This window comes from Pseudomonas sp. W4I3 (assembly GCF_030816195.1).
GTDB lineage: Bacteria > Pseudomonadota > Gammaproteobacteria > Pseudomonadales > Pseudomonadaceae > Aquipseudomonas.
Map to the genome: position 1 here is coordinate 2,432,190 of NZ_JAUSXS010000001.1, position 24,100 is coordinate 2,456,289.

The 24,100-nt window shown below is 59.5% G+C and carries 20 protein-coding genes; 11 read left to right on the top strand and 9 right to left on the bottom strand.

The features are described from left to right. Positions 1–20: 20 nt before the first annotated feature. Complete coding sequence (locus QF045_RS11220; RefSeq protein ID WP_306492246.1) at positions 21–971, bottom strand: LysR family transcriptional regulator; 951 nt, start codon at positions 969–971, stop codon at positions 21–23. Between the two features lie 109 nt (positions 972–1,080). Between QF045_RS11220 and QF045_RS11225 the strand changes: the two genes are divergently transcribed. After that, positions 1,081–1,830 carry a sulfite exporter TauE/SafE family protein gene (locus QF045_RS11225; RefSeq protein ID WP_373424434.1) on the top strand — a complete coding sequence of 250 codons (750 nt, stop codon included), beginning with the start codon at positions 1,081–1,083 and terminating at the stop codon, positions 1,828–1,830. Here QF045_RS11225 and QF045_RS11230 read toward each other — a convergent pair. After that, the gene (locus QF045_RS11230) at positions 1,820–2,701 is read right to left on the bottom strand and encodes a LysR family transcriptional regulator (RefSeq protein WP_306492248.1); all 882 of its coding nucleotides are present in this window, start codon (positions 2,699–2,701) and stop codon (positions 1,820–1,822) included. The two genes, QF045_RS11225 and QF045_RS11230, sit on opposite strands and share 11 nt — an antisense overlap. A 70-nt stretch (positions 2,702–2,771) precedes the next feature. On the opposite strand from QF045_RS11230, the gene QF045_RS11235 reads away from it, so the two are divergent. Both QF045_RS11235 and QF045_RS11240 read left to right on the top strand, forming a co-directional pair. Then, the gene (locus tag QF045_RS11235) at positions 2,772–2,978 is read left to right on the top strand and encodes a DUF1127 domain-containing protein (RefSeq protein ID WP_306492249.1); all 207 of its coding nucleotides are present in this window, start codon (positions 2,772–2,774) and stop codon (positions 2,976–2,978) included. Positions 2,979–3,023: 45 nt separating this feature from the next. Next, a complete protein-coding gene (locus QF045_RS11240; protein WP_306492250.1) occupies positions 3,024–4,253 on the top strand; it encodes a winged helix-turn-helix domain-containing protein in 1,230 nt (409 codons plus the stop codon). Positions 4,254–4,348: 95 nt separating this feature from the next. On the opposite strand, the gene QF045_RS11245 is transcribed toward QF045_RS11240, so the two are convergent. Continuing rightward, the gene (locus QF045_RS11245) at positions 4,349–5,695 is read right to left on the bottom strand and encodes a class II 3-deoxy-7-phosphoheptulonate synthase (RefSeq protein ID WP_306492251.1); all 1,347 of its coding nucleotides are present in this window, start codon (positions 5,693–5,695) and stop codon (positions 4,349–4,351) included. 124 nt (positions 5,696–5,819) lie between these two features. Here QF045_RS11245 and QF045_RS11250 point away from each other — a divergent pair, with 124 nt between their 5' ends. After that, a complete protein-coding gene (locus tag QF045_RS11250; RefSeq protein WP_306492252.1) occupies positions 5,820–6,575 on the top strand; it encodes a spermidine synthase in 756 nt (251 codons plus the stop codon). A gap of 101 nt (positions 6,576–6,676) precedes the next feature. On the opposite strand, the gene QF045_RS11255 is transcribed toward QF045_RS11250, so the two are convergent. Next, a complete protein-coding gene (locus tag QF045_RS11255; protein WP_306492253.1) occupies positions 6,677–7,468 on the bottom strand; it encodes a crotonase/enoyl-CoA hydratase family protein in 792 nt (263 codons plus the stop codon). Between the two features lie 424 nt (positions 7,469–7,892). Here QF045_RS11255 and QF045_RS11260 point away from each other — a divergent pair, with 424 nt between their 5' ends. Both QF045_RS11260 and QF045_RS11265 read left to right on the top strand, forming a co-directional pair. Beyond that, positions 7,893–9,566 (top strand): DEAD/DEAH box helicase, encoded by a 1,674-nt coding sequence (locus QF045_RS11260; protein WP_065885148.1) that lies wholly within the window; start codon positions 7,893–7,895, stop codon positions 9,564–9,566. A 235-nt stretch (positions 9,567–9,801) separates the two neighbouring features. Then, positions 9,802–10,983 (top strand): hypothetical protein, encoded by a 1,182-nt coding sequence (locus QF045_RS11265; protein WP_306492254.1) that lies wholly within the window; start codon positions 9,802–9,804, stop codon positions 10,981–10,983. Positions 10,984–11,160: 177 nt separating this feature from the next. Here QF045_RS11265 and QF045_RS11270 read toward each other — a convergent pair whose 3' ends face one another. Beyond that, positions 11,161–11,928, bottom strand: coding sequence for a class III extradiol ring-cleavage dioxygenase (locus tag QF045_RS11270; RefSeq protein WP_306492255.1), 768 nt, complete (start codon positions 11,926–11,928; stop codon positions 11,161–11,163). Between the two features lie 104 nt (positions 11,929–12,032). Between QF045_RS11270 and QF045_RS11275 the strand changes: the two genes are divergently transcribed. Further along, positions 12,033–12,689: a thiopurine S-methyltransferase gene (locus QF045_RS11275; protein WP_306492256.1), complete on the top strand. Its 657-nt coding sequence runs from the start codon at positions 12,033–12,035 to the stop codon at positions 12,687–12,689. A 53-nt stretch (positions 12,690–12,742) separates the two neighbouring features. On the opposite strand, the gene htpX is transcribed toward QF045_RS11275, so the two are convergent. Next, on the bottom strand, positions 12,743–13,630 hold the full coding sequence (htpX, locus tag QF045_RS11280) for a protease HtpX (RefSeq protein WP_003189904.1): 888 nt from the start codon (positions 13,628–13,630) through the stop codon (positions 12,743–12,745). Positions 13,631–13,933: 303 nt separating this feature from the next. Beyond that, positions 13,934–15,145 (bottom strand): pyridoxal phosphate-dependent aminotransferase, encoded by a 1,212-nt coding sequence (locus tag QF045_RS11285; RefSeq protein ID WP_057722784.1) that lies wholly within the window; start codon positions 15,143–15,145, stop codon positions 13,934–13,936. Between the two features lie 204 nt (positions 15,146–15,349). On the opposite strand from QF045_RS11285, the gene msrB reads away from it, so the two are divergent. Next, positions 15,350–15,742, top strand: coding sequence for a peptide-methionine (R)-S-oxide reductase MsrB (gene msrB / locus QF045_RS11290; RefSeq protein ID WP_306492257.1), 393 nt, complete (start codon positions 15,350–15,352; stop codon positions 15,740–15,742). Positions 15,743–15,965: 223 nt separating this feature from the next. Continuing rightward, entirely contained in the window at positions 15,966–16,451 is a 486-nt protein-coding gene (locus tag QF045_RS11295; RefSeq protein ID WP_306492258.1) for a glutathione peroxidase, read from the top strand. Here QF045_RS11295 and QF045_RS11300 read toward each other — a convergent pair. Next, a complete protein-coding gene (locus tag QF045_RS11300) occupies positions 16,444–18,756 on the bottom strand; it encodes a response regulator (protein ID WP_306494882.1) in 2,313 nt (770 codons plus the stop codon). The genes QF045_RS11295 and QF045_RS11300 overlap by 8 nt on opposite strands. Before the next feature lie 166 nt (positions 18,757–18,922). Between QF045_RS11300 and QF045_RS11305 the strand changes: the two genes are divergently transcribed. Beyond that, positions 18,923–19,813: an ATP-binding protein gene (locus QF045_RS11305; protein WP_306492259.1), complete on the top strand. Its 891-nt coding sequence runs from the start codon at positions 18,923–18,925 to the stop codon at positions 19,811–19,813. Beyond that, positions 19,810–20,292, top strand: coding sequence for a GAF domain-containing protein (locus QF045_RS11310; protein WP_306492260.1), 483 nt, complete (start codon positions 19,810–19,812; stop codon positions 20,290–20,292). The genes QF045_RS11305 and QF045_RS11310 overlap by 4 nt, the downstream gene beginning before the upstream one ends. A gap of 171 nt (positions 20,293–20,463) precedes the next feature. Here QF045_RS11310 and QF045_RS11315 read toward each other — a convergent pair whose 3' ends face one another. Next, positions 20,464–24,099, bottom strand: a complete 3,636-nt coding sequence (locus tag QF045_RS11315) for a transporter substrate-binding domain-containing protein (RefSeq protein ID WP_306492261.1) — start codon at positions 24,097–24,099, stop codon at positions 20,464–20,466. Between the last annotated feature and the right edge of the window lies 1 nt (position 24,100).

Genomic DNA, 24,100 nt, shown 5'->3' on the forward strand with positions numbered 1-24,100 from the left:
ATATAATTCTGTCCGGGCGGTCAGACCAGACCGCTTTGCAATGCCAGATCCCACGGTGGTATCGGGCTGAAGCGGGATTTCAAGTATTCCAGCAGCAATCGGCTACGTGCATTGGGTTGTTGTTCCAGGCGTAGCGCGTAAATGCCAGTGGTTTCCGGGCTGGGCAAGCCGTTCTCACAAAACAGTGGCAAAAGTTCGCCCCGCACCAGGTATTCGCTGGCCAGCCAGGTGGGCAGATGCGCAATCCCCAACCCCGCCAGGGCGCCGGAGAGCAGGGCTTCAGCGTTGTTGGCACTCATGCGGATACGGCGGGGTCGGTAGATGGCACGGCGACCGTCCAGTTCGAAGCGCCAGGCGAACATCGGCGCCAACCCGTCCCAATCCAGGCCATCGTGTTCGCTCAACTCCCGCGGGTGCGTCGGCGTACCGCGGCTTTTCAGGTAGCCCGGGCTGGCGCAGGCGATGCGCACAATGCTGGCGAGCGGCGTGGCGATCAGCCGGGTGTCGGCGATGTGCCCGGCGCGCAACACCAGGTCGACCTTGCCCAGATGCGCGCCCTGCATATCGACAAAGCTGTCGATCAGATGCAGGTGCACATCCAGCCCTGGGTACAGCTTCAGGAAATCTGCAATCACTGGCGCCAGGTGCCGCCGCCCGAAAGCCGCCGGTGCATCCATGCGAATCAGGCCTTCCGGCGCATGGCTCAGAGACACCGCTTCGGCGCGGGCCAGTTGCAGTTCACCGACAATCCGTCGCGCCCGCTCGGCAAAGGCCAGGCCGGCCGGGGTGGGCAGCACGGCATGGGTGCTGCGCTGGAACAGGCGGCTGCCGACTGAATTTTCCAGGCTGTCGATACGCCGCGCTACCGCTGAGGGGGTCAATGGATGGCGGCGCGCAGCGGCGGAGAAGCTGCCGGTTTCCAGCACATCCAGAAACAGACTCAGTTGATCGGTCAACGTATTTGGATTCATGGGTTCGTGCTTATGCGAGATTGGCACAGCCATTGTGCGTTGCTGTGCGTTTCCGTGCCAGGGCCGACTGCGTAGCATGCAAGCCAATGAGACTGTGGAGTGGCGAGCGGTGTTGGATTTAGCGATGTACCTGGTATTGGGCGCGGCCCTCGGCACCGTGGGCGGTTTGTTTGGCATTGGCGGTGGGCTGATTGCCATCCCTGTGCTGGGTGTGCTGTTCGGGCTGGATCAGCAGGTCGCCCAAGGCACTGCACTGGTGATGGTGGTACCCAACGTGATGCTCGCCCTGTGGCGGTATCACCAGCGCAACCGCATCGAGCTGCGCCATGCCTTGCCGCTGGGAGTGATGGGGTTCAGCTTTGCCTGGCTGGGTTCGATCTGGGCGGTGGGGCTGGACGCTGGGGCGATGCGGATAGGGTTTATCGTCTTTCTGGTGGTACTGGCGGCCTACAATCTGCTGCGCATGTTTACCCGGAACGCACCGCCGACCGCGCAAATGCGCTATTCGTGGCCCTGGTTGGGCGTACTTGGCGCAGCGTCAGGCTCGATGGGCGGGTTGTTTGGCGTGGGTGGCGCGGTGGTTGCCACGCCGGTACTCACCAGCGTCTTCGGCACCACTCAGGTCGTCGCCCAAGGCTTGTCCCTTGCGTTGGCGCTTCCCAGCACCGGTGTAACGCTGGTCACTTACGCCTGGCATCATCAGGTGGACTGGTTGATCGGCGTGCCTTTGGCGGTGGGAGGCCTGCTCAGTATCAGTTGGGGGGTGAAAGTTGCGCATGCGCTGCCCGAGCGCGTCTTGCGCGGCCTGTTTTGCGGCTTTCTGGTGGTGTGCGCGGTGATGCTCGCCTTTAAAGTCTGAACCCTTCGAGGATGTAGTCGGCCAGGCATTCGGTGATGGGCGACGTCATGTGTGGGTTGCGCAGCAAGCGCAGCTGCATCGATGGCAAGGGGGGCAAGCCTTCTTCGCTGCCGAGTACGCGCAGGCCTTGGGTCACCAGGCTTTCCATGCTGACCATCGCCGCCAAGCCGGCGCTGACCACCGCCAGGATCGCCGCGCCATTGGAGCTGTGGTAGGCCAGGCGATAATCGCGTCCGGCCGCGTCCAGTGCGGCCCGAGCCCACTGGGTGTAAACGCAGTCACCGTCGGACACCGCCAGTGGCAGGGCGTCGTGCTCCTCCACGCAAAAGCACGGTGATGCGGCCCACACCATGCGCTCGGTGCGCAAGAGTTCACCGAGATCATTGCCGGGCTCGCGACTGATGACGGTCAATGCCAGGTCCCGTCGCTGCATCAGCACCGCTGACGACTCGCAGTGCAGCTCGATCTGGATCAGCGGGTACGCCTTGGAAAACTGCTTGAAAATGCCCGGCAGGAAGCGCATCACGTAATCGTCTGGCGTGCCGATGCGCACCAACCCCACCATATGCGGCTCGCGCAGGGTGTTGAACACCTCGCTGTGCAATTTCAGGATGCGCCGTGCATAACCCAGCAACACCTGGCCCTCAGGCGTCAGCCGCACCTGACGGCCGTCGCGTTCGAACAGCTTGCGCTGCAGCACGTCCTCTTCCAGGCGCTTCATCTGCATGCTCACCGCTGATTGGGTGCGGTTGACCAGCTCTCCAGCCCGAGTAAAACCGCCCTGGTCGGCGATGGCGACGAAGGTGCGCAGCACGTCGGTGTCGAAGCTTGGATAACTGGCCAATAGATCAATTCCTGAGATGTATTGCATAAGAAACATTCGTTGGATTGATCATAAGCCCCGGCACACACTGGCGCCATCCCCACGGGAGGGCGAAAAGATGAAAGGTCAAAAAAGCGCTGTGTTGGTGGCGAGGTCGTCGGTTTTCGGGCTACTTCATACGATATCGCGTTGGCAGGTTCTGCATCGTGAACGCCAGATGCTGGCGGGTATGAGTGACGACGCGCTCAAGGACATCGGTCTGAGCCGTATCGATGTGGAGCAGGAGATCCATCGGCATTTCTGGGAAGACCCACTGCGAAAGTAGCCCGCGATGCAGTAGGGTAGGGCGTGCGCATTCAAGGAGTTTTCCATGCCCGCCGTCCTCGCCTTTTCCCTCAAGCAAGCACGACGCATGGCGCTGGTGGCCCAGGGTTTTTCCGGGCGCCAGCCGCCGGCCCAGATAAAAGCTGCGCACCTCAACCGGTTGATCGAGCGCCTTGGTGTGCTGCAGATCGATTCGGTCAATGCCGTGGTGCGGTCCCACTACCTGCCGCTGTTTTCTCGGCTGGGCAGTTACTCTCCGTTAATACTTGAGCAGGCCGCCTGGAGCCAGGGGCGGCGGCGTTCGCTGTTCGAGTATTGGGGGCACGAAGCCTCGTTGATGCCCATCGCGATGTATCCCCTGATGCGCTGGCGCATGGAGCGGGCCAGGCGGGGGCAGGGTATCTACGCGCAAATGGCGCGATTCGGGCGTGAGCGGCAGAGCACTGTCGAGCGCGTTCTGCAGGCCGTCGAACAGCAAGGCGCCGTGGGCGCAGGCAGCTTATCGACGCGCGAGGAGCGTGCCGGGCCCTGGTGGGATTGGAGTGACGAAAAACATGCGTTGGAATGGCTGTTTGCTGCCGGCCTGGTCACCGTGGCGGGGCGACGTGGGTTCGAACGCCTCTATGATTTGCCTGAACGGGTGCTCCCTGGCGAAATCCTTCAAGCCAACGTAAGCGAAACCGAAGCCCAGCGGGGGTTGTTGTTGCACAGCGCAACCGCATTGGGCGTGGCCACGGAAAAAGACCTGCGCGATTACTTTCGTCTCGAACCCGCCGACAGTCGCCAGCGTCTGGCCGAGCTGGTTGAGGATGGGCAACTGCTGAGCTGCCAAGTGCAAGGTTGGAAGCACGCGGCGTATTGCCTGCCGGAGCCCAAAGTGCCACGTAGCGTGGCAGCCAGTGCATTGCTGTCGCCATTTGATTCGTTGGTCTGGGAGCGGGCCCGTACCGAGCGCCTGTTTGATTTCCGTTACCGATTGGAAATCTACACCCCACAGCACAAGCGGGTGTTCGGCTACTACGTGCTGCCGTTTTTGCACAACGAGCGGATCGCTGCGCGCGTTGATTTGCGCGCCGAGCGGGCCAACGGCTGCCTGGCGGTGCATGCGGTGCACGAGGAAGAACCGGGCCTGGACGAGCAGGGGATGGTGGCGTTGGCGCGCAGCCTGCGGCAGATGGCTGACTGGTTGGGGCTGCAGCGGGTGCTGCTCAATTGCCAGCGGGTGAGTGCTGCGCGGTTGCGGGTGGCAATGCTGGGTATCGATGTGGGCCCTTAGGGCGCTATCGGGGGCAAGCCCCCTCCCACATGTGGCGTGCATACAGTGTGGGAGGGGGCTTGCCCCCGATGGCGATGGTCCAGGCGATCACAACCCTAGCGTTTGACCTGTTTCAGGGTCTCGGCAATCAGGAACGCCAGTTCCAGCGACTGATCGGCATTCATCCGAGGGTCGCAGTGGGTGTGGTAGCGGTCCGACAAACCATCCTCGGTGATCGGTCGTGCGCCGCCGATGCATTCGGTGACGTTCTGCCCGGTCATCTCGATATGGATGCCGCCGGCATAGCTGCCTTCGGCCTGATGGACCTGGAAGAACTCCTTCACTTCGCCGAGGATTTGCGCGAAGTCGCGGGTCTTGTAGCCGCTGCTGGCCTTGATGGTATTGCCATGCATCGGGTCAGAGCTCCACAGCACCTGCTTGCCTTCGCGCTGAACGGCGCGAATCAGGGCTGGCAGGTGGTCGCCGACCTTAGTGGCGCCCATGCGGGCGATCAGGTTCAAGCGGCCAGGGTCGTTGTCCGGGTTGAGGATGTCGATCAGGCGGATCAGGTCGTCCGGGTTCATGCTCGGGCCGACCTTGACACCGATCGGGTTGTTCACCCCGCGCAGGAACTCGACGTGGGCGCCATCCAGCTGGCGTGTACGGTCGCCAATCCAGAGCATATGGGCCGAGCAGTCGTAGTAGTCGTTGGTCAGGCTGTCACGACGCACGAAGGCTTCTTCATAGTTGAGCAGCAACGCTTCGTGAGCGGTGAAGAAGCTGGTCTCGCGCAGTTGCGGCGAATCGTCCATGCCGCAGGCGCGCATGAAGGCCAGGGTTTCGTCGATGCGGTCGGCCAGTTGGCTGTATTTCTCGGCCAGCGCGGAGTTGGCAATAAAGTCCAGGTTCCACTTGTGCACCTGGTGCAGGTCAGCGAAGCCGCCCTGGGCAAAGGCACGCAGCAGGTTGAGGGTGGCGGTGGACTGGTGGTAGCTCTGCAGCAGGCGGTCCGGGTCCGGTACGCGGCTTTTTTCGTCAAAGCCGATGCCATTGACGATGTCGCCGCGGTAGGCCGGCAGGGTGATGCCGTCGATGGTTTCATCGTTGGACGAACGCGGCTTGGCGAACTGGCCGGCCATGCGCCCGACCTTCACCACTGGGCAGCCGGCGGCGAAGGTCATGACGATCGCCATCTGCAGCAGCACTTTGAAGGTGTCACGGATTTTTGCGGCGGAAAACTCGGCAAAGCTCTCGGCGCAGTCACCGCCTTGCAGCAGGAAGGCGCGACCCTGGGTCACTTCGGCAAACTGACGACGCAATTCGCGGGCTTCCCCGGCAAACACCAGTGGCGGGTAACTGGCCAGGCTCTGCTCGACTTGCAGCAGGTGCGCGGCATCCGGGTACCGGGGTTGTTGCTGGATCGGCAAGGCACGCCAGCTGTCGGGGCTCCAGGGTTGGCTCATCATGCACTCGTTGGGTAGGTTGACGTTCGGGCGTCATGTTAGCAGCAATTAGTGCGTGACCTGCTGCTGCCGCTTGGCCGACAATCGCGCACTTTGCCCCGCAGCAAACCCGTTAGGAGTAGTGATGAGCGAGGAGCGTGTCGAGCGCCTGCTGGCCGAAGTCCATGATGAGTTCGGCATGATCCGCGTGCTGGAAGTGGCCGATTACCGTTTTCTCGAATTCGGCGATGCCATCGAGCAGAGCTGTGTGTTCACAGCCGACCCAAGCTGGCTGGAGTACGACTACACCCGCGCCATGTTGATTGGGGCGTTGTGCCATGAGCAGCCCGAAAGCGCGCTGTTTCTTGGCCTGGGCGCCGGCACGCTGACCCAGGCATGCCTCAAGTTCCTGGCGCTGGAGGATGTCGAAGCCATCGAGCTGCGCCCCGACGTACCGCGCCTGGCCATTGAATACCTGGGCCTGGACGATGATCCTCGCCTGTATATCCGTATCGGCGATGCCCTGGAGTTGCTCGACAGCGCCGAATCGGCCGAACTGATCTTCGTCGACCTGTACACCGACGTGGGGCCAGGCGTCGGCCATCTGGCCTGGACATTCCTCGAGAATTGCCAGAAGAAGCTCAATCCCGGCGGCTGGCTGGTGATCAACCAATGGGCCACCGACGATGGCAAGCCGCTGGGCGCGGCCTTGTTGCGCGGGTTGTATCACCGGCATTACTGGGAACTGCCGGTGAAGGAGGGCAACGTGATCCTGCTGGTGCCTTCGGAGCTCGATCAGGAGCTGGACCTGGACGCGCTGTCCGCTCGCGCCGAGGCCTTGGCGCCGCGACTGGGTTATTCGTTGCAGACGTTGATCAAGGCGATTCGGCCGGCGACCTAGGCGTCTGTTCCGGCGCTATCGGGAGCAAGCCCCCTCCCACACTTGCAACGCATTTCAACTGTGGGAGGGGGCTTGCTCCCGATGAGGCCGGCACTGCCCGCTCAAATCCCCTTGAACACCCCCGGCCGCTTCTCGACCATCGCCCTTACGCCCTCCTTGGCGTCTTCGCTGTTGAGCAACTTGTCCACCATCGGCGGCAATGCGGCGGCCGCCACAGTCTCGCCTTCCGTGCGGGCCAATCGCGCCGACATCAGCGTTGCCTGCACCCCAAGCGGAGCCTGGCGTGCGATGCGATTGGCCAGCTCGATGGCACGCGGCAGCAGGTCTTCGCTGGCCATCACTTCCTGCACCAGGCCCAGGCGCAAGGCTTCATGGGCGTCGAACTCATCGCCGGTCAACAACCAGCGCATCGCATTGCCCCAGCCGGCGATCTGGTGAAAGCGTAATGTCGCGCCGCCAAACGGAAATATCCCACGCTGCACTTCCATCTGCGCAAAGCGGGTGTTGCTGGCGCACAAGTTGATATCCGCCGCCAGCATCAGTTCGATGCCGATAGTCAGGCAGTAGCCTTGGGCGGCAACGATCACCGGCTTGTTCACCCTGGGGCCTGCGAACACGCCCCAGGGATCGCAGCCTCCCAGGGGCGGTTGCCAGCCGCCGGCCATTACCCCGCTGACATTGGCCAGGTCGAGCCCGGCAGTGAAGTGGTCGCCATGGGCAAACACCACGGCAACCCGTGCATCATTGTTTCGATCAAAATCACCATAGGCCATGCTCAACTCGTTGAGCAGGTCCAGGTCGAACGCGTTACGCTTCGCCACTCGATCCAGCCCCAGTAGCAGGACATGGCCCTGGAGTTCACGCGATACGCGGCTGGTGCTGGCTTGATTCATCGGGTGTGCCCTCGGGCGCTAAAAATAGGTTTCAGACCAAAGGGCCGGTCTGTACAGGTGAATCGTTTAAGCGTGATGCCCAGCAGGGCCGGGCCTTTGAAAAATAGACCCTGGCGCACTTATCTGCAAAGACCGTGACGCAGCGTGGTTTATCGGTGCTTTCTGATAAAAAAAGCTCCCTTTTTCAGCTATTTCCGGTATAGTGCGCGCCGGCCTTTAACCGGGCCGCGTTTAGGTAGCGCAATTCCCCGAAGTCAGCTTCGGCTGCACGTCCGCACAGCGGACTCTCCCTTGACGAATCTTTTTCATTCATTCGTTTTCGCAAATCCCCGCCGACAAAGCAGCCAGGGCGACTCTTGAGTCTCAACACGGCATGCGCAGCTTTGGAGCATGGGTCTTTGCGGATGCACTTAGAGGCAGACCCATGACCCAGGAAACCGGCGGCTTCGCCGCTTTTAATCTTAATCCGAACATTCTCGCCGCCGTCATCGCGACTGGCTACGAAGAACCTTCGGCTATTCAGCAGCAATCGATCCCGATCATCATGGCCGGCCAGGACATGATTGGCCAGGCGCAAACCGGTACCGGTAAAACCGCCGCGTTCGCCCTGCCTATCCTGCACTGCATCGATCCTGCCAAGCGCGAACCGCAAGCCCTGATCCTGGCGCCAACCCGTGAGTTGGCGCTGCAAGTAGCAACCGCTTTCGAAACCTACGCCAAGCAAATGCCAGGTGTAACCGTTGTGGCCGTTTACGGCGGCGCGCCTATGGGCCCACAACTGAAAGCCATCCGCAATGGCGCACAGATCGTTGTCGCCACCCCGGGCCGTCTGTGCGACCACCTGCGTCGTGACGAGAAAGTCCTGTCGACCGTGAACCACCTGGTTCTCGACGAAGCCGACGAAATGCTGAAACTGGGCTTCATGGACGACCTGGAAGTCATCTTCAAGGCGCTGCCACCGACCCGTCAGACCGTGCTGTTCTCGGCCACTCTGCCGCAGTCGATCCGTGCCATTGCCGAACGCCATCTGCGCGATCCGCAACACGTGAAGATCCAGACCAAGACCCAGACCGTTACCGCGATCGAACAGGCTCACCTGTTGGTTCACGCTGACCAGAAGACCTCGGCTGTATTGAGCCTGCTGGAAGTCGAAGACTTCGACGCCCTGATCATGTTCGTGCGCACCAAGCAAGCGACCCTGGACCTGGCCAGCGCCCTGGAAGCCAAAGGCTACAAGGCCGCCGCGCTGAACGGTGACATCGCCCAGAACCAGCGTGAGCGCGTGATCGACTCCCTCAAGGATGGCCGCCTGGACATCGTTGTGGCGACCGACGTTGCCGCTCGTGGTCTCGACGTTCCGCGTATCACCCACGTGTTCAACGTTGACATGCCTTACGATCCAGAGTCCTACGTTCACCGTATCGGCCGTACCGGCCGTGCCGGTCGCGAAGGTCGTGCACTGCTGCTGGTGACTCCACGTGAGCGCCGCATGCTGCAAGTGATCGAGCGTGTAACCGGCCAGAAAGTCGCTGAAGTGCGCCTGCCGGATGCCCAAGCCGTTCTCGATGCCCGCATCAAGAAACTGACCAACAGCCTGGCGCCGCTGGTGGCTGACGCTGAATCGACCCACGGCGACCTGCTGGACCGCCTGACCGCCGATATCGGTTGCACCCCGCGTGCCCTGGCTGCAGCGTTGCTGCGCAAAGCCACCAACGGTCAGGCCCTGACCCTGGCAGCGATCGAGAAGGAACGCCCACTGGTCCCGAACAACGCGCCACGCGGTGATCGTCCAGAGCGTACCGGCGACCGTCCAGACCGTGGTGATCGTGAGCGTCGTGCTCCGGTTCCATTGGCTGAAGGTCGTGCTCGTTGCCGTACCGCGCTGGGTGCGCGTGACGGTATTGCTGCCAAGAACCTGCTGGGCGCTATCCTCAACGAGGGTGGCCTGGCACGTGAAGCCATCGGTCGCATCCAGGTCCGTGACAGCTTCTCCCTGGTGGAGCTGCCGGAAGACGGTCTGGAAAAACTGCTGGCCAAGCTGAAAGACACACGCGTTGCCGGCAAGCAGTTGAAGCTGCGTCGCTACCGCGAAGATTGATCCGCCCTTCGGGCTGATTGATCGCACATAAAAAATCCCCGACCGGTTCGGGGATTTTTTTTGTCTCGGGTTCCGTATTTATCGTTTGGATTTTTTATCCGTTCAGGGCGCGCATCGGCTGAAGGTTAAACAAAACAGAGTGGATGCCTGCCTTGTTATCTTCAGTAAAGTCCGATGGTTGGTGGTAACCCAGATAGTTAATCTTTTTACTCTTGTCAATGAGCGAGGATAATCGATGAACATTCAAGGTAGTCCACTGGCACAGAGTTATGGGTCGTTACGGGATGTCGGGGTGGTCGTCTCCGATGCACCTATGAAAAAAGCTCCACATCCGATGCAGGCGACACTGGATGGACTGGGTATTGATGTGAACTTGAATGACCGGTCAGCGCAGAACTCTCAAGGCGTGCGTACGGTCTTTGCTCAGAAAACTCCAACTGGGTACGACTTGAATACCGGGCTATTTATTAATGATCCTGCGCAGGGCGATCGGTATGGAGAGTTTAGGTTTTACTCAGGGTTGGGTGCAAAGAAATACCAAAGTCCAGAGTGCAATGTGTTGAGTTTTGATAAGCCAAGTCTTGACCGCCTGAAGAGTACGTATCACGGCGTGGAGGGTGTTACGAAATTCTTGCATGAATTCCTCAATTTGGCGCCCTGTAAGGACAGCGAGGGCTATCAACTTTCCCCCAAAAGATTCGAATATTTTTCGCCGAAGGACAGCGCATCAAATGGGTTTTTGATATTCCCAAATTTGCCCTACATCGATATGAAAGAATATTCCGAGAGTGCGGAATCTCTCAAGAATAAGAAGGGCGGTGTAACCCTGGGCGCTTGGGCAATTCATCCTAATCAACCAATGCCTTTGATAGAGCAGATGACAGGCGGCGCCGCTGCCCGTCGGGAGTTCAAAGGCGATGATAAGAGTAACTCACGAAACCTGGACGAGATTGAGAAGGGGACCGGTGTCAAGTACCTTTCCTCTATTCTTGATCTGGATAAAAGCGATTTGCCCATGCTGGAAAAGTTAAAGGCAGATTCTTATCGCCATCTTTCTGAAACGTATGACGTGAAGGCCGGGGAGGACAAAATTAAAATGTTTTTCCATTTTCCGGTTGCAGAAAAGACCGCAACGTTACACCTGCATGTCTGGGCGAATAAGGCTGATCACCCGCTTAATAACGCTCGGTCATTCGAGCTTGATGAAATAATCAAGACCCTGTCCAGTGGAGGTACTGTAGAAAATATGGTGCTTAACCGCAACGGTGGAAAGTTCTACGTGCCGACATCTGACACCATCGGTTCAATAGACGGAATCCCTAATGGCGGCGTGCGAAGTAATCCTCATGTCATGATGTACTCCTCTTCGCCTGATCTTACAAATTTACGCTGTATGACCCTTCAGGCTAACGGCTGATATAGGTATTAGTCGATGACACTGACCGGCACTTTGGTGAAAATGGGTCGAACCAGCACCAAAGACAGTGGAAGTAACTATTCAATAGAGGATGCCGGTCATTTTTGTCAGTAGGATTCCAGTTGAAGGGGCCGATAGATATAGTGGGATGCGTTGCATTGATCCGCCAGCGGCGTGCTAATCAAACCGATAGATATCCATTCCCAGTGCACCCATAGTGAAACCCTGATGCGTGACGCTAAATGCTTTTCCCGCGCCTCGCGCAAAGAATAACGGCAACAGATGTTCATCGCTGGGATGGCTGCGTTCGGCATGGGGGGCCAGGTGTCGATAGCCGTGCAGTGCGGTTTCATCATTGGCGTCGAGCCTCTCCACCATCCAGTCGCGAAAATCACGCGCCCAGGGTTCGATGCTTTCAGGCCCGGCGCGCCAGTCCAGTTCGCCCAGGTTATGGGTGATGCTGCCGGAACCGATTAAAAATACGTCTTGCCCGCGCAGGCTGGCTAGCGCATGTCCGACCCGTGTCTGCAGGGCCGGGCCCAGGCGACTGGGCAGCGATACCTGTACCACCGGGATATCCGCCGCCGGATACATCAGCGACAGCGGCACCCAGGTGCCATGGTCGAAGGGGCGGTGCTCATCGATCCGCGCGTCCAAGCCCTCGGCGTGAAGCAACTCGACGATTTCAGCTGCCAACCGGGGCTCGCCCGGCGCTGGATATTGCACGGCAAACAGCTCGCGAGGGAAGCCACCGAAGTCATGCCAGGTCTCGGGGGCAGCGCTGCCGCTGACTAGCAGCCCCTGGCTTTCCCAATGCGCCGATACCACCACGATCGCCTTCGGGCGGGGCAGCTCGGCCGCCAGGCGCCGCAATGCCGGGCCGCTGGCGCCCGGTTGCAGGGCGAGCATGGGCGAACCGTGTGAGATAAACAGGCTGGGGAGCATAAAAGTGGGGCCTGGGTAATAATAGAATCCCATCTTCAATCAGATCATCGGTCTAAATCTAATATAAGTTTTAGTGCCTTTTGATCGAATTTTTGAGGTGACCTATGGAAGCCGAATTTTGGCAGGCGCGTTGGGCGAGCAATCAGATTGGCTTTCACTTGCCCGAAGTTAACCCCTATCTACAGCGGTACTGGCCGCAGCTGGGACTGGCGGGCGGGGCCAAGGTGCTGGTGCCGTTATGTGGCAAAAGCCTGGATTTGGTATGGCTTGCCAGTCAGGGCTATCGCGTGATGGGAGTCGAGCTATCTGAGCAGGCGGTTGAGGCGTTCTTCAGCGAGCAGGGGCTGGTGCCGCAGATCATTCGGCGGGGTGCTTTCAAGGTGTACCAGACGAGCCTGGTCGAAGTGTGGTGTGGCGATTTCTTCGCCCTCGACCCACAGGCAGTGGTCGATTGCAGCGGGCTGTATGACCGCGCGGCACTGATCGCTTTGCCGCCGTTGATGCGGGTGCAATACACCGAGCGGCTCAATGAGTTGCTGGCCCGGGGCTGCAAGGGCCTGCTTATTACGCTCGATTATGACCAAGTACAAAAAGCCGGGCCGCCATTCGCAGTGGGCGATGATGAAGTGCGTGTGTTGCTGGGCGAGCATTGGGCGCTGGATGCGCTCGAAGCGCGGGACATTCTGAGTGAAAGCCCCAGGTTCGTTCAGGGCGGCGTTACCCGCCTTGAAGAGCGGGTTTATCGGTTGACCAAGGCTTGAATTGCGGCATGAAAAAAGGGGCGATCCATTCGCCCCTTCTTATCTCGCTGCTATCAGCCGCGACGACGCAATGCGTCAATCCGCTCTTCCAGCGGCGGGTGGCTCATGAACAGGCGAGCCAGGCCCTGCTTGATGCCGCCGTTGATCCCGAAGGCGGTCAGGCTGTCCGGCATATGCACCGGCAGGCCTTGTTCGGAGCGCAAGCGTTGCAGCGCGCCGATCATTGCGCTGGTGCCCGCCAGGCGTGCGCCGGCTTCGTCTGCGCGGAATTCACGTTTGCGCGAGAACCACATCACGATGGCGCTTGCCAGGAAGCCCAGCACCAGCTCGGCGAAGATGGTTGCCACGAAGTAGGCGATGCCGCGGCCTTCTTCGTTCTTGAAGATCACCTTGTCGACGAAGTTGCCGATGATTCGAGCAAAGAACATCACGAAGGTGTTCACCACACCCTGGACCAGCGCGAGGGTGACCATGTCGCCGTTGGCCACGTGGCCGATCTCGTGCGCCAGCACCGCTTTGACTTCGTCGGGCGAAAAGCGCTCCAGAAGCCCCTGGCTGACCGCCACCAGCGCGTCGTTCTTGTTCCAGCCGGTGGCGAAGGCGTTAGCCTCATAAGCAGGGAAAATCCCCACCTCGGGCATCTTGATGCCTGCTTCTTGAGACAACTGCTCCACGGTTTGCATCAGCCATTGCTCATGGCGAGTGCGTGGTTGAGTAATGATCTGGGTGCTGGTGCTCATTTTCGCCATCCACTTGGAGATGAACAGCGAGAACAGCGAACCGGCAAAACCAAAGACCGCACAGAAAATCAGCAGCTGATTGAGGTTCAGATCAACCCCGTTGGCCGCCATGAACCCATTGAAGCCAAAAAGGCTCAGGGTGACGCTGGCAATCAGTACGACCGCCAGGTTAGTGGCCAAGAACAGCAGGATGCGCATCATGGTTGTAGAGTTCTCCTCATGCTTAATATGTCGCTTACTGCGGGGTATATAAGGTGCGGCATGGGGTGATTCAACCGAGCGACTATTTCAAACTGTGTCCTACAGCGAAAACGTAGCGCTTTGAAGGGATTTTCCCACAACAATTGCCTGTGTTACCTGGCCGTCAAGCATGTCGCACCCCCGCTAACATTGGGGTAGGGCGGCTGGCGCGGTGCCATCATCCTGTTCAGGGTGCCAGCGCCAGAGAAGTGTTGCCAGATAATCGCTGTACGACCCAATGAAGGTCGTACGGCAGCATTTCCCTTACTGGCGATAGGATTTCAGGAAGTTGCCGATGCGACCGATCGCCATATCCAGTTCATCCACGCGCGGCAAGGTCACCACGCGGAAGTGATCCGGCCACGGCCAATTGAACGCGGTGCCTTGCACCACCAGCAGCTTTTCCGACAGCAGCAGGTCGAGCACGAATTTTTCGTCGTTGAGGATCGGGCAGACTTTTGGATCGATCCGCGGGAACGCGTACAACGCGCCCATGGGCTTCACGCAACTGACGCCCGGGATCGCATTGAGCAGCTCCCAGGTGCGGTTGCGTTGCTCCAGCAAACGACCCTGCGGCAATACGAGGTCGTTGATGCTCTGGTAACCGCCGAGGGCGGTCTGGATCGCGTGCTGGCTCGGCACGTTGGCGCACAGGCGCATGTTGGCCAGCATGTCGATGCCTTCAATATAGCTCTGGGCGTTGTGCTTGGGCCCGGAAATGGCGATCCAGCCGGAGCGGAACCCCGCCACGCGGTAGGACTTGGACAGGCCGTTGAAGGTCAGGCACAGCAGGTCTGGGGCCAGGGATGCGGTGCACACGTGCACCGCATCATCGTAAAGAATCTTGTCGTAGATCTCGTCGGAGAACACCACCAGGTTGTGTTGGCGCGCCAGTTCGAGCATGCCTAGCAGCACTTCCTTGGAGTACACGGCGCCGGTGGGGTTGTTCGGATTGATGATCACCAGGGCCTTGGTGTTCGGAGTGATCTTGGCCTTGATATCGGCCAGGTCGGGGAACCAGTCGGCACCTTCGTCGCACAGGTAATGTACCGGGTGGCCACCGGCCAAGGTCACGGCGGCGGTCCACAACGGGTAATCCGGTGCTGGCACCAGCACTTCGTCGCCATTGTTGAGCAAGGCCTGCAGCGACATCACAATCAGTTCGGACACGCCATTGCCCAGGTAGATGTCTTCAATACCGACACCTTCTACCTGTTTCTGCTGGTAATACTGCATCACCGCCTTGCGTGCGCTGAACAGGCCTTTGGAGTCGCTGTAGCCTTGGGCGGTGGGCAGGTTGCGAATCACGTCCTGGAGAATTTCGTCTGGCGCTTCGAAACCAAAGGGCGCCGGGTTGCCAATGTTCAGCTTGAGGATGCGATGGCCTTCCTCTTCCAGGCGTTTGGCGTGCTTGAGCACCGGGCCGCGAATGTCGTAGCAGACGTTAGCGAGCTTGTTCGATTTGCTGACCTGCATGGTGATGTGATCCCGAAAATGAACGATCCAGACGGTGCAAGCACTACCGTACTGTTGAATCCTGCGCGACTAGCACCCATAAATACGTTTGAATGGTGATGGCGCGGGTGCCAGACTGGCGTTTTGAAGAGGGCGCAATCATACGTGCCGCCTGATCCACGGAAAAGACACAGATCAGGGTTTTTCAGTTGCCGAGGTGTATCGATGGACAAGTTGGAGAAAACACTCGAAGAATGGCGCGACATGCTCGACCCCGCGCAGTATCAGGTGTGCCGTCTCAAAGGCACCGAGCGGCCTTTTAGCGGCAAGTACAACGAGACCAAGACCGACGGCGTGTACCACTGCATTTGCTGCAATGAGCCGCTGTTCGATTCCGCCGCCAAGTTCGATTCAGGCTGCGGCTGGCCGAGCTTCTACGAGCCGATTGCCGATAGCGCGATGGTGGAAATCCGCGATGTCAGCCACGGCATGATTCGCACCGAAGTCACCTGCGCCAAGTGCGACGCGCACCTGGGGCACGTGTTCCCGGACGGTCCGCCGCCGACCGGCCTGCGCTACTGCATCAACTCGGTGTGCCTGGACCTGGTGCCACGCTGAGTGCGCACCTGCTCGGTCAAATAATGTGGGAGCGAGCGTGTTGGCGAAAAACACCTGGGCAGCGTGTCCGTTCTGAATAAACGCGGTGCCCCACGTTCTTCGCGAGCACGCTCGCTCCTACAAAGCGCTGGGTTGATTGCATGCCATCACTGTCATCAATTGAGTTGACGCAACTCAATGGCGGACTACCTTTCTGCTTCTTCCCCTAATCAGAGGCACTGCCATGAGCGACAACTTGCTGAGCATCCCTTGCACCACCATCAAGGGTGAGCAAAAGACCTTGGCCGATTTCGCCGGCAAGGCCATTCTGGTGGTCAATACCGCCAGCAAGTGTGGTTTCACCCCACAGTACAAAGGCCTCGAGCAGCTCTGGCAGCAATACAAGGACCAGGGGCTGGTGGTGCTGGGCTTCCCGTGCAACCAGTTCGGCAAGCAGGAGCCGGGCAACGAAGGCGCAATCACCGAATTTTGCGAGCTGAACTTTGGCGTCAGTTTCCCCCTGTTCAAAAAAATCGACGTCAATGGCAGCGATGCCCACCCACTGTTCGTGCAGCTGAAAAAACAGGCGCCAGGCCTGCTGGGCTCGAAGAACATCAAGTGGAATTTCACCAAGTTCCTCATCGGGCGTGACGGCCAGCAGGTCAAGCGATTTGCACCCACAACAAAGCCCCAGGACCTGAGCCAGGAGATCGAAGCACTGCTTAAATGAGACGTGTCGTCTCAGGCGCCCACAGGTCCAGCAAGGCCTTGAGTTCCTCACGGCGAAACGGCTTGGCCAGGTAATCATTCATCCCCGCCGCCCGGCAGCGCTCACGCTCTTCGGCCAGGGCGTTGGCGGTCAAGGCGACGATTGGCAGGTCCGGCCAGCGGCCGCTCTGGCGAATCTGCCGGCTGGCCTCGTAGCCGTCCATCACGGGCATGTTGCAATCCATCAACACCAGATCGAAGCGTTGGTCCTCAAGCAACTTGAGGGCTTCGCCACCGTGGGCGGCCACGATGACCTCGCAGCCGAGCTTGCTGAGCATGCCCTTGGCCACCAGTTGGTTGACCGGGTTATCCTCCACCAGCAGGATGCGCGCTCGATGGCTCAGAGGCGAGGCGTCGATTTGCACTGGGTCTAGAACCGGTTGCGTGTCGCTGCGCAGATTGCGCTGCAAAATCTGGTAGAGCGCGTTACGACTCAGCGGGCGAGCTTGTTGCTGCAGCGGCGCCAGTGCCGCAACTTCTTCGCTGGGCATGAAATTGCCATAGGCGGTCACTACCAGAATCGGTGCGGTAATGCCCGGCCTCAGGCGGAACAGGCATTCCGGACAGTCGGTGATCAACAGGTCGGGGTGCTGGCCGCTCAGGTCGTCTTCCATCGAGTAGCAACGCGGCGCCAATCCCCAGTGGGGGAGCAGGGTGGTGAGCAATTCTCCCAGGCCGCTGCTTTGGTTGGTAATGACGATCACGTCGCCTGCCAATGGCACCTGGGCGACCGCCGGCAGGTGAGTGGGCAACGGCAGGTCGGCGCAGAATTGGCTGCCGAAGCCGACCTCCGAGCTGATGCTCAATCGACCCTTCATGGCTTCACACAGGTTATGGGTCAAGGCGAGCCCCAAACCCGTGCCGCCAAATTGGCGCGTGATACCTGCACCGGCCTGGGTAAAAGGCTGGAAAATCTTCACTTGGGCATCCTGGGCAATCCCGATACCGGTATCACAGACCTCAATGCGTACTCCGTCGCCGTGGTGGCTGAGGCGCACATCCACACGGCCGAAGCGGGTGAACTTCAAGGCATTGGACAGCAGGTTGCTGACGATTTGCCGGACCCGCGTCGGATCTCCAATGACCTGGGCGGGAAACAGCGGGTCGATCAGGCAGGTCAGCTCCACACTGGGCGCCGCGTTTTGCGACAACAGGTTGGCGGTGTCTTCCACCAGTGAACCGAGGTCGAACGGGATACGCTCAAGCTCCAGTTGGCCCGCGTCGAACTTGGACAGGTCGAGGATATCGTTGAGCAATTCCACCAGGACCTTGCCTGAATCGTGGGCGATGGACAGTTGCTGGCGCTGTTCGGCGTTGAGCGGGCTGTCCAGCGACAGGGCAATCATGCCCAGCAGGCCATTGAGTGGGGTGCGGATTTCATGGCTCATATTGGCCAGAAACGCCGCCCGAGCCTGTGCCATGCCCAGGGCCGTCAATCTCGCGGCTTCCAGTTCGTCGTTGAACTGGCTCAAACGCTGGTTGCTGGTCTTGAGCTCGAGGGTGCGCGCCGAAACGATGTCTTCCAGTTGGCCGAGGTATTCGGTGAGGCGATCTTCGGCATGGCGACGCTGCTGAATTTCGGTTTCCATGTTTTCAAATTGCTGGTTGGCAACGTCGACCAGTACGCCGATTTCGTCATGCTCATGCCCCGGCGGGCAGTCCAGGCGCGTCTGTTTGCGCGTGCTCAATGCTCGAATAATGCGCACCAGCGGCTGGGTGAGCATGACGTAGAACAAGCCCAACAGGATCCCGGTCAGCAACAGGCTGCGGACAAAACCGTTGAGCAGCGTGATCTCGGCGCGGCGTAGGAAGCGGCTGCCAAATGCGTAGGTGTCTACGTCGAGGCGCAGCACACCCAGGGCTTCGTTGGGCATGTGGCTGAGGTACAACCGGTCTTCAAATTGGCGATTGGCGCCAAACAGAAAGTCGCTGACCGGCCGATAATGGCTTTCCTGGCGCGGCCGGTCGACGTCCGCCAGCACCACGCCGTTATTGTCGACCAACTGTGCATGGACGATGGCGGGGGAGTGCAGCAGGCCCAGGGTCAGTTCCTGGGCGAGTTCAGCATCGATGTTATAGGCGATGCGCGAGGCAGGGTTGTGGCTGATTTCGATCAGCGAGCGTATTTCACGGTTGATGGACGCGTCTTCACTGGCATAATCAATGCCGATTTGGATAAAACTGAGCAGGGTTCCCAAGACGAAACCGACCAGCACAGTCAATCTGGCTTGTTTATAAGACAAGCGGTGGGCGAACTTGATATCCATCGAGTGTTGAACCACTTCACGTTTCCCTTCGCCCGGCAAGCATAGCTGAACATCCACCAGCGCTGACTTGCCCGGCATGAATCGATTTTCTTGACGCAGCCTTGTGCGGTCTGCCACAGGGTTGCCAATACGCCATCTTTTACAAGAACTTGCCAGAGGAATAGATGTGGATTCTCGATTGAATGCCTTTCTTGAGCGGGCTGACGCGGTGCTCGCGCGCCTGGAACCCCTGTTACCCGCCCCACGCCAAGCCATCGACTGGAATCACTGCCTGGCCGCCCGCTGGCAGCGCGAAGGCCGCACAGGCTTCCTGCTGCCGCTGGAAGTCAGCCTGGACATGCGCCTGTCGGACCTGATTGGTGTCGACAAGCAACGGGAGCAGTTGGCGCGTAACACCCAACAGTTTCTTGACGGGTTGCCTGCCAACCACGCGCTGCTGTGGGGTTCGCGTGGCACCGGAAAATCCTCCATGGTACGCGCCTTGCTCGCCCAGCACGCCAACGCGGGCCTGCGGTTGATCGAAATCGAGCGCGATCATCTGGCCGATCTGCCGCGTGTGGTCGAGCAACTGCTCAAGCTGCCGCAGCGTTTTATCCTGTTCTGCGATGACCTGTCGTTCGAGGCCGGTGAAGGCGACTACCGCGTGCTCAAGAGCGTATTGGACGGCTCTCTTGAGCAGGCACCGGAAAACGTGCTGCTGTACGCCACCTCCAACCGCCGTCACCTGGTGCCGGAAAACCAGAGTGATAACGACAACTGGAAACGCGTGGATGGCGAGCTGCACCCGAGCGAGGCAGTGGAGGACAAGATTGCCTTGTCCGACCGTTTTGGCTTGTGGTTGTCGTTCTACCCGTTCACCCAGGAACACTTCCTGAATGTGGTGGAGCATTGGATCGGCGAGTTGGCAGGCAAGTCCGGCTTACAATGGAAGCGCGATGAACAACTCGATATTCTCGCCGTGCGCTGGGCAACCGGACGCGGCAACCGTAATGGCCGCTGCGCCTATCAATTCGCCCGTTACTGGGTAGGTCTTAAATTGCTGGAACGTCAACCATGATCGATTTGCAACAGGCCGACACCGGCCTTGATGGCTACGCCCTGCTTTGCGCGCAATTGGAATCACTGCTGGCCGATGAGCGGGATTTCATCGCCAACAGCGCGCAGTTCTCCGCGTTCCTGTTCAATCAGCTGGACGACCTGAATTGGGCGGGTTTTTACCTCAATCGCAATGAGGAGCTGGTTCTTGGCCCGTTCCAGGGCCAGATCGCCTGTGTGCGGATCCCTTTCGGTCGTGGCGTGTGTGGCGCCGCCGCAGCGTCCCGGCAAACCCAGCGAGTGGAAGACGTGCATGCGTTTGCCGGGCACATTGCCTGTGACAGCGCTTCGAACAGTGAATTGGTGGTACCGCTGGTCAAGAACGGCCAATTGATTGGCGTGCTTGACCTCGACAGCCCGTTACTGGCTCGTTTCACGCCTCAGGACCAGGCGGGTATCGAACAACTGGCGGCTATTTTCCTGCGCTTGACCGACTGCTGAGGGAACGAGGCGCGGGGCGAGCCCTAATGCCAGTCAGTTAAGGCTTTTTGTAGGAGCGAGGCGGGCGGCTAGCCCTTGCTCGCGAAGAACTCAGGGCCACCGCGTTTATCCAGAATGAACGCGTTGCCTGGATGTTTTTCGCGAGCTCGCTCCTACAGCGAGCCCTGCCTCCTATTGGCTGTCCAGTTCATGCAGTTGCACCTGCAGTGCCCGTTCCAGCTCGAGCATGAGTTTTTCCAGGGATTTGATACCGGTCTCAATCACTCGCCGATCATCATTGCCAGAGCAGGCGTGCTCCAGGGCTTCGCACTGTCCGGCCAAGGCATTGGCTTGAACGATCCGCGCGGCCCCCTTGATCTTGTGCGCTTGCTCGATGATGTCCGTGGGTGAAGCCTTGCGATCCAGCAGTTCGATGAGTGCCTGACGATCGTGAACGCTGCTGGTCAGCAACTCTTCGAGCAAACGTCGACTCATTTGCGGATCGCCTCCGGTCAGCGCGTCCAGGCTTCCCAGGTCCAGCCGCTGGCTCGTCAGCTGAGGAATGATCTGTGCCAGTTGCCGCTCCAGCACAGTAAGACTGATCGGTTTGAACAGGCAGTCATCCATGCCGGCTTCCACGCAGCGTTGTCTTTCCTCCGGTTGGGCATTGGCCGTGAACCCCAGCACCACGCAGGGCGCCAGGTGTTCGCGTTGCTCGTACTCGCGAATGGACCGGGTCAACTCGTAGCCATTCATGATGGGCATGTTGCAGTCTGCGATCACCAGGTCGAACTGTTCCTGGCGCCAAGCCTGGAACCCGGCGGCACCGTGCTCGGCGGCGGTGAATTGATGGCCTAGGTAGCCCAGTTGCTGGCACATCAGTAGGCGGTTCGCCGGATGATCGTCCACCACCAGCACATTGAGCACCGGGGTAGAGGTCGGCTTCGCAGGCGTTTGCTCACCCAGAGGCGTGATCGGTTGCAGGCGCGGCATTATGAGGTTGACGTGCACCTGGGTACCGACCATGGGCACGCTGCTCAGGCTCAACTGGCCGCCCATCATTGCGCAGAGGCTGCGACAGATCACCAGGCCCAGCCCGGCACCGCTTCTGGCCAGGTGCCCGGAATTATCGGCCTGGGCGAATGGCTCGAACAGGCGCAATTGGTCGTCCCGGTTGATACCGATACCGGTGTCTTCCACGACCAGCTTCATTTCGACCTGTTCCTGCGCCTGGCTCGGTTGCACCTCCACCTTGATTTTCACCTGCCCATGTTCGGTGAACTTGATGGCGTTGCTCACAAGATTGGACAGCACCTGCTTGAAGCGCAACGGGTCGATGAGTACGTCGATGTCGTTCAGGTCGGGCTTGAACTCCAATAGCAGGCTCAGGGTTTTCTGCCGTGCCAGGCCGTCAAAGACGCGCACCACGGACTCAATCACCTCTCGCAGGTTGACGCGCTCCGGCGCCAGGCTGAGCCGGCCGGACTCAATGCGCGCGATGTCGAGAATGTCGCCTATCAGCTCCAGTAGGTCCTTGGCCGAGTTGTAAGCCACTTCTATCGCCGGGCGGTCGAGATGCCCTTGGTCGGCGCGCTTGAGCGTCAGTTCGAGCATGCCGATCACAGCGTTCATTGGCGTGCGGATCTCGTGGCTCATGGTGGCAAGGAACGTGCTTTTGGCGCGGTTGGCCTCGTCGGCACGCTCTTTGGCGGCGCGCAGTTCATCAAACAACTGGCGCCGTTCGCTGATGTCGATCCAGCCGCCGATGATGCCCTGGACTTCGCCGATGGAGTCGCGGTAGGGCAGAATCCAGTGGTAGATCGTCAGCTTCCTCCCGTGGATATGCAGGGTGCGGTCCAGAATCAATGGATTGCCTTCGGCCACCACCCGCAGGTAGTCGGCATGGTACTGCGCGGCTTCGGACGTGAGGGCCAGGCTCATCTGGGTCACGCTTTTGCCGATTACATCCTCGCGCTTGACGTCGAAGGCCTGCAGGTAGCTGTCGTTGCAGGTTTGCAGCAAGCCATTACGGTCGCGTACATAGATGGGGTGGGGCGTTTCGTTGACCAGCGCGCGCATGAATTCGAACTGATCATTGAGGGCGCGCTCGGCCATTTTCCGGTGCCTGATCTGTCGCCGCATATAGGCATTCCAGGCCAGGGAAACCAGGAGCAACAAGCCCGTACCGATGACGATCCTGGCAATCACTTGATTGTAATTGCGCCAGTAACTGTCGGACTCGACTGTGTAGCCACGCCAGCGGCTGTTGATCACGCCCATTTCATCCGGGGCGATGCTGAGCAGCGCTTTGTCTAGGATCGAGCTCAATTCGGTGGCATGGCGTGATGTGCCCAGGGCGAACGTTGCCGGCGTTGTGCCGATGCTGGTAGTGATCTGCAGTTTGTCCTGGAAAACTTTCGAGGACAGGAAATAGTTGGCGATCAACAACGTATTCACAGCGCCATCCACGTGTCCTTGTGCAAGCAACTCGGATGCCCTGAAAGCATCGCCGGTTTCCACCAGTTGAATCTGGGGAAAGTCCTTGCGAAGGGTATCGGCCAGTGGGGTACCTCGGGTCAGCGCCAGGCGCTTGCCCGCCATCTGCTCCAAGTTAGAGGGCGCTCCTGGCTCTTTGCGGGTCAACAGGACATATGAGTTCTCCAGGTAAGGACGGCTGAAACTCAACTGCGCCTCCCGCTGGTTACTCGGCACGATGGCACCGATCATATCGACTTTTTGCGTGGCGACCTGCTCGATCATGGCGTCGACTTCACGGCCACGCTCAACCGCGAAACGCAAGCCGGTACGCAAGCGAATGAGTTCAAGAACGTCGGCGGTAATGCCGCGAAAGTTGCCTTCCGCATCGAAGAAGGTGAGCGGGGCGAAGGTTTCATTCACGATGACCTTCACAACCGGATGCGCCTTCAGCCAACGCTCTTCGCGCGGCGTCAGTTGCAGTTTCTTGTCGGTCAGCAGGATATCGCTGCCGGCGCTCCAGCGTTTGGCGATGCTATCGCGTTCGTTGATCGGCACAGCCGCCAGAACCGTGTCGACAATGCTCAACAGAGTGAGGTTATCGTGGCGCAGGGCAAAGCTGAAACCATAGGCCTCATGCTTGCCGAAATTGGCCATGCGAATGTTTTTGAGGTAGCCCTTGTTGATCATGAAATGGGTAGAAATCGTATCGCCAAGAAAGACGTCCGCCTGATCGAATGCCACTGCATTCAGGGCATTCTGATAGGAGGGATAGCTGCGAATATCGGCCTTGGGATACAGCTTTTCCACTTCATCGAGTGGCAAGTAATGATAGACGAGGCTCAAGCGCAGCCCTTCCAGGCCATCGCTGAGGCTGCGGGTTTCCCCCTCGCGGGTGACCAGTACCGGCTGGTCCACGGCGTAAGGTGCCGACAGGGTGAGAGCGGGGTTTGCGGCCTCGAAGCCGTTGGAAGAACCCAGCAAATCGATGTCGCCGGCCTCAAGGGCTTGAATGGCGGACAACCGGGAAGGGTAGCGAAGGACCTTGACCGGTAGGGCAAGGGCCTTGGCCAGCAGACCTGCATAGTCTGCAGTAAGGCCTTCGTAATCGCGGCCACTGGAGGTGAGGTCGAACGGCGGGTAATCGGGCGCGGCGGTACCCAGTACCAGTTCGCGCTTGTGCTGCAGCCACTGGCGTTGGGTCCTGTCCAGTTGAGTGTCCAGTTGGACGATTCCCGCGCGACTCAATAAGGTGAGGTGTTGCGGGTCGGTGGAGGCGTCCGCAAGCACGGCAGTGCTGAAGTACAAACCGGCACTCAATATAATCAAATAGTCCTTGATACGGCTGGGCATC

What these genes read in the sequence shown, in the direction of transcription:
- QF045_RS11220 (WP_306492246.1), bottom strand. Translation starts at nt 971, where the DNA reads ATGAATCCAAATACGTTGACCGATCAACTGAGTCTGTTTCTGGATGTG.
- QF045_RS11230 (WP_306492248.1), bottom strand. Translation starts at nt 2,701, where the DNA reads ATGCAATACATCTCAGGAATTGATCTATTGGCCAGTTATCCAAGCTTC.
- QF045_RS11235 (WP_306492249.1), top strand. Translation starts at nt 2,772, where the DNA reads ATGAAAGGTCAAAAAAGCGCTGTGTTGGTGGCGAGGTCGTCGGTTTTC.
- QF045_RS11240 (WP_306492250.1), top strand. Translation starts at nt 3,024, where the DNA reads ATGCCCGCCGTCCTCGCCTTTTCCCTCAAGCAAGCACGACGCATGGCG.
- QF045_RS11245 (WP_306492251.1), bottom strand. Translation starts at nt 5,695, where the DNA reads ATGAGCCAACCCTGGAGCCCCGACAGCTGGCGTGCCTTGCCGATCCAG.
- QF045_RS11250 (WP_306492252.1), top strand. Translation starts at nt 5,820, where the DNA reads ATGAGCGAGGAGCGTGTCGAGCGCCTGCTGGCCGAAGTCCATGATGAG.
- QF045_RS11255 (WP_306492253.1), bottom strand. Translation starts at nt 7,468, where the DNA reads ATGAATCAAGCCAGCACCAGCCGCGTATCGCGTGAACTCCAGGGCCAT.
- QF045_RS11260 (WP_065885148.1), top strand. Translation starts at nt 7,893, where the DNA reads ATGACCCAGGAAACCGGCGGCTTCGCCGCTTTTAATCTTAATCCGAAC.
- QF045_RS11265 (WP_306492254.1), top strand. Translation starts at nt 9,802, where the DNA reads ATGAACATTCAAGGTAGTCCACTGGCACAGAGTTATGGGTCGTTACGG.
- QF045_RS11270 (WP_306492255.1), bottom strand. Translation starts at nt 11,928, where the DNA reads ATGCTCCCCAGCCTGTTTATCTCACACGGTTCGCCCATGCTCGCCCTG.
- QF045_RS11275 (WP_306492256.1), top strand. Translation starts at nt 12,033, where the DNA reads ATGGAAGCCGAATTTTGGCAGGCGCGTTGGGCGAGCAATCAGATTGGC.
- htpX (WP_003189904.1), bottom strand. Translation starts at nt 13,630, where the DNA reads ATGATGCGCATCCTGCTGTTCTTGGCCACTAACCTGGCGGTCGTACTG.
- QF045_RS11285 (WP_057722784.1), bottom strand. Translation starts at nt 15,145, where the DNA reads ATGCAGGTCAGCAAATCGAACAAGCTCGCTAACGTCTGCTACGACATT.
- msrB (WP_306492257.1), top strand. Translation starts at nt 15,350, where the DNA reads ATGGACAAGTTGGAGAAAACACTCGAAGAATGGCGCGACATGCTCGAC.
- QF045_RS11295 (WP_306492258.1), top strand. Translation starts at nt 15,966, where the DNA reads ATGAGCGACAACTTGCTGAGCATCCCTTGCACCACCATCAAGGGTGAG.
- QF045_RS11300 (WP_306494882.1), bottom strand. Translation starts at nt 18,756, where the DNA reads ATGGATATCAAGTTCGCCCACCGCTTGTCTTATAAACAAGCCAGATTG.
- QF045_RS11310 (WP_306492260.1), top strand. Translation starts at nt 19,810, where the DNA reads ATGATCGATTTGCAACAGGCCGACACCGGCCTTGATGGCTACGCCCTG.
- QF045_RS11315 (WP_306492261.1), bottom strand. Translation starts at nt 24,099, where the DNA reads ATGCCCAGCCGTATCAAGGACTATTTGATTATATTGAGTGCCGGTTTG.